The organism is Seonamhaeicola sediminis (assembly GCF_004358095.2).
GTDB lineage: Bacteria > Bacteroidota > Bacteroidia > Flavobacteriales > Flavobacteriaceae > Seonamhaeicola > Seonamhaeicola sediminis.
This window is the reverse complement of record NZ_SMZJ02000032.1, coordinates 1-3,562: the sequence shown is the minus strand read 5'-3', so window position 1 is coordinate 3,562 and position 3,562 is coordinate 1. Positions and strand designations below refer to the sequence as shown.

4 protein-coding genes are annotated in these 3,562 nt (G+C 34.1%); all 4 read right to left on the bottom strand.

Translation table 11 applies throughout. The annotated features are described in order from the left end of the window. Nucleotides 1-295: 295 nt before the first annotated feature. The 4 genes from E1J38_RS14970 to E1J38_RS14955 all read right to left on the bottom strand — a co-directional run bounded on the left by E1J38_RS14970 (nucleotide 296) and on the right by E1J38_RS14955 (nucleotide 3,249). The gene (locus E1J38_RS14970; RefSeq protein ID WP_133357614.1) at nucleotides 296-922 is read right to left on the bottom strand and encodes a hypothetical protein; all 627 of its coding nucleotides are present in this window, start codon (nucleotides 920-922) and stop codon (nucleotides 296-298) included. Between the two features lie 494 nt (nucleotides 923-1,416). Further along, a complete protein-coding gene (locus E1J38_RS14965; protein WP_133357615.1) occupies nucleotides 1,417-2,172 on the bottom strand; it encodes a DUF6090 family protein in 756 nt (251 codons plus the stop codon). 481 nt (nucleotides 2,173-2,653) lie between these two features. Beyond that, nucleotides 2,654-2,956 carry a HigA family addiction module antitoxin gene (locus tag E1J38_RS14960; protein ID WP_133357616.1) on the bottom strand — a complete coding sequence of 101 codons (303 nt, stop codon included), beginning with the start codon at nucleotides 2,954-2,956 and terminating at the stop codon, nucleotides 2,654-2,656. A gap of 11 nt (nucleotides 2,957-2,967) precedes the next feature. Next, nucleotides 2,968-3,249, bottom strand: a complete 282-nt coding sequence (locus tag E1J38_RS14955; protein WP_133357617.1) for a type II toxin-antitoxin system RelE/ParE family toxin — start codon at nucleotides 3,247-3,249, stop codon at nucleotides 2,968-2,970. Between the last annotated feature and the right edge of the window lie 313 nt (nucleotides 3,250-3,562).

The following is a 3,562-nucleotide window of genomic DNA, read 5'->3' as shown; positions in this document are numbered from 1 at the left end:
GACTTGATCGATGATCAAAAGCTTTAAGTCGAAACCTACTTTTTTGTAGGAAGTTTTTCGGCAGGGTTGTTTTTTGTCTTTCATTAGGTATAGTGCTAAAAGGTTTAATTTTTAGTCAACCTATTTCAGGAAAGTACGTTTTATCTAATTACCGCTAACGGTCTAGTGTATGATTTCGTTGCGTGTTTAAGCACTAAAGTTAGCAAATAAATCACAGATAGAAAGTCCGCGAGGACTTTCGTAAGTAAGCCTTTACTAGCAATGAATTATACACATTGTTGTACAACGTTTTTTATTAAAAAGGGTCGCTACACATGCATGGTGATTCATGACAAGCTGGACACCATTGAGATTCTACATGTCTTTTATTAGGAACAATTTTTAATTCATAGGTATCAAATTCCCTGTCGATATCTTTTAATTCGTCCCAAATATTGATTGGTGATTTTAGATTTATTGAATTTCCTTTTGCATTAGGGTTACTCCAATCCGTTAGCATCCATTTGTCCATATAACTATCCATTTCTTTTTTGTAGTTATATCCAGTTTTCAAGAATAATTTATGTAATTCATCTCCCTGAATTGCCTTTTCAACTTCTGGATATTCTGGTTTCTGTAATTCTGGATTCAATTCTTTGCGCAATTTCAATTTCATAGGACGATAATACTGTAAATATCTTTCCCACCAGTCAGATTTAAGGTTCCAAAAACGATATGGACAATTGTCGGTATTCCAAAATTCCTTTAATTCAGGATTTAGACTGTGTTTAATGCCAATGAAGTAAAAAACATACCTTTCTCTTAATGGTAATAATTCTTCTGAAAAAAGATTTTCAAGTTGATTTAAATTATCGATTTTTCTGTCCTCTATTAATCGTATCGCTATTGAATCTTCTTGTTTATTTTCATATCTGTCTTTCATTAATTAAGGTCGTTTTTAAATGTTGTACAACTGCAGGGTTAAACGTAGTTCTGCTTAGAGAATGAAAAGATAATAAATTCTTGAGCAATAATTAGAGAAAAGGACTTCCATATACTCTCTAATTATTGATTGTCAATTAGCTTCGCGAAAGCGAAGCGTAAATTGTAGAATTTATTGGCTTGGGAATTCGAGAAGCNACCGACGATGTCGCACGTTTTGGCTCGAAGCCCGCAGAAGGCGATATTTTTAGGATAGGTTTTAGTAGTAATTTGGTTTAACCCTGCAGATGATAGCACATGCTTTAAGATGCATTGTCTGCGAAGCAGCGCAGATTAAAGTTCGCCTTTGGCGAATGTGCTATCATCGGCCTCGGCTATGAGTAGTTGCGTGATTTAGCATTTAACTTTGCAAATACACACCAAACTGAAAATCCGCGAGGATTTTCAGAAGTAGGCGAGAACTAGCAATTACTTATAGCCATTGTTGTGCTTTCGTTATTTTTTAATTTCTTTTTCTATCAACTCTATCAGGTTTTCGGCTATTGATTTATTCTTACTAACTGTAATAATTCCATACTTATCTCTTGTGACCGCATTTTTTAGATAATTCCTGCCTAAAGTAGATTCGGTTAGCTTAATCAACTCTTCTTTTCTCTTTTCATTTGTGCTTTGATAGGGTATTGAAGATAATTCAAGTCTCCTATCTAATCCAGTTTCAAACTTGTCGTTATAATTCCAAAATAAATTGTCTCTATCAGTTAGTTCTTTGTCCCAATTTATAAGATAATTGTATTGCGATATATAAATGTTATAATAATCGTTAACCGCTTTTTCAATTTCAGGTGTACCAAGTGTTTCTTGCAGTCCAATGCTTTGAATTTTTTGAAAAGTTTGACTTGAAATTCTGTTAGCATTCCAAAAGCCTAAAATTAGATTAGCAATTGAGTCAACTTCCAGTTGTTGATAATTATCATTTATCAAAATCCGACTATTATTTTCTATCCCAATTTCATAGCTCATAATTACACGTTCATATTCAACAATATCTGATTTCAAGTCAGTAATAATACTTGATAAGTAACCATTTATACGTGATTTATTTATTCTGTTTTGATTCCAATTATTTATCCAGAGTGCAATTAAAATTCCAATAACGACAAGTACAATTTCTCCAATGGCATAAATAAGGTATTTACTGAATTTATTTTCAGAGAGTAAATTTTGTCTAATTTTTCTAAAGAATTTTATCATTGGTTAGCAGTTTGTCATAATGAAGCACAACTGCAGGGTTAAACGTAGTTCTGCTTAGAGAATGAAAAGATAATAAATTCTTGAGCAATAATTAGAGAAAAGGACTTCCATATACTCTCTAATTATTGATTGTCAATTAGCTTCGCGAAAGCGAAGCGTAAATTGTAGAATTTATTGGCTTGGGAATTCGAGAAGNCCGACGATGTCGCACGTTTTGGCTCGAAGCCCGCAGAAGGCGATATTTTTAGGATAGGTTTTAGTAGTAATTTGGTTTAACCCTGCAGATGATAGCACATGCTTTAAGATGCATTGTCTGCGAAGCAGCGCAGATTAAAGTTCGCCTTTGGCGAATGTGCTATCATCGGCTACGGCTATGAGTAGTTGCGTGGGTTAGCGGTTAACTTTGCAAGTACACACCAAACTGAAAATCCGCGAGGATTTTCAGAAGTAAGCGAGAACAAGCAATTACTTATAGCCAATGTTAGGCAACGTTTTTATTTTCATACTTTTTTATTTCGTCCAATTCTGCTTTTTTTTCGTCACGTTCCTCTTCAATATCATAATCGTCTTGAAGTCCGAGCCAAAATTTGGCTGAATTTCCAAAATATTTACTCAACCGCAAAGCCGTGTCCGCCGTAATTCTGCGTCTGCCTTTAATAATTTCCGAAATCCTTGTTTGAGGTATTTTCAGGTCTTTTGAAAGTCGGTAAGCTGAAATTTCGAGTGGTTCAAGAAATTCAAAATTCAAAACTTCTCCAGGGTGTACATTTTCCAACTTTTCCATTTTATTCTTTTTTAATGATAATCAGTTATTTCTACTTCACTTGCGTTTCCATTGTTCCATTTGAAAATGATTCGCCATTGTTTATTAATTCGGATACTGTAAAAGTCCTTTAAATTACCAGTCAGTTTTTCAAGTCGGTTTGATGGCGGAATTCTCAAGTCCATAATATCTTGCGAGTTGTTCAGCATTCTCAATTTCCGACGTCCAACGTTCTGAATTTCAATCGGCATTTTTTTGACTCGGATTCCGTTCCAAATCTGTTCGGTTTCTTTTGAGCCAAATGAAATAATCATAGTCTTATTTTACGTTACTAACGTCAAAAGTAAGTATAAATTTTGTTTTTTCCAAATGTTGCCTAACGTGTTTGTGTAAGGAACGTTGCGTGTTTGTATGCGAGGATTTTCCGAAGGAAAATCAGAAGCTAGCAAACGAGCAACTAACATTGGTTTAGGTAAAACTAGCAATTTTTTTTAGCATCCATGAAAAAGCAGTAAGTCAGTATCTTTAAAGTTCACTAAAACGATTAAGATATGAAAACTGAACAAACTGCTCAACCAAAGTTATACATTGGCATCGACATTCACAAACGAAGTTGGAAAATACACT

What these genes read in the sequence shown, in the direction of transcription:
- E1J38_RS14970 (WP_133357614.1), bottom strand. Translation starts at nt 922, where the DNA reads ATGAAAGACAGATATGAAAATAAACAAGAAGATTCAATAGCGATACGA.
- E1J38_RS14965 (WP_133357615.1), bottom strand. Translation starts at nt 2,172, where the DNA reads ATGATAAAATTCTTTAGAAAAATTAGACAAAATTTACTCTCTGAAAAT.
- E1J38_RS14960 (WP_133357616.1), bottom strand. Translation starts at nt 2,956, where the DNA reads ATGGAAAAGTTGGAAAATGTACACCCTGGAGAAGTTTTGAATTTTGAA.
- E1J38_RS14955 (WP_133357617.1), bottom strand. Translation starts at nt 3,249, where the DNA reads ATGATTATTTCATTTGGCTCAAAAGAAACCGAACAGATTTGGAACGGA.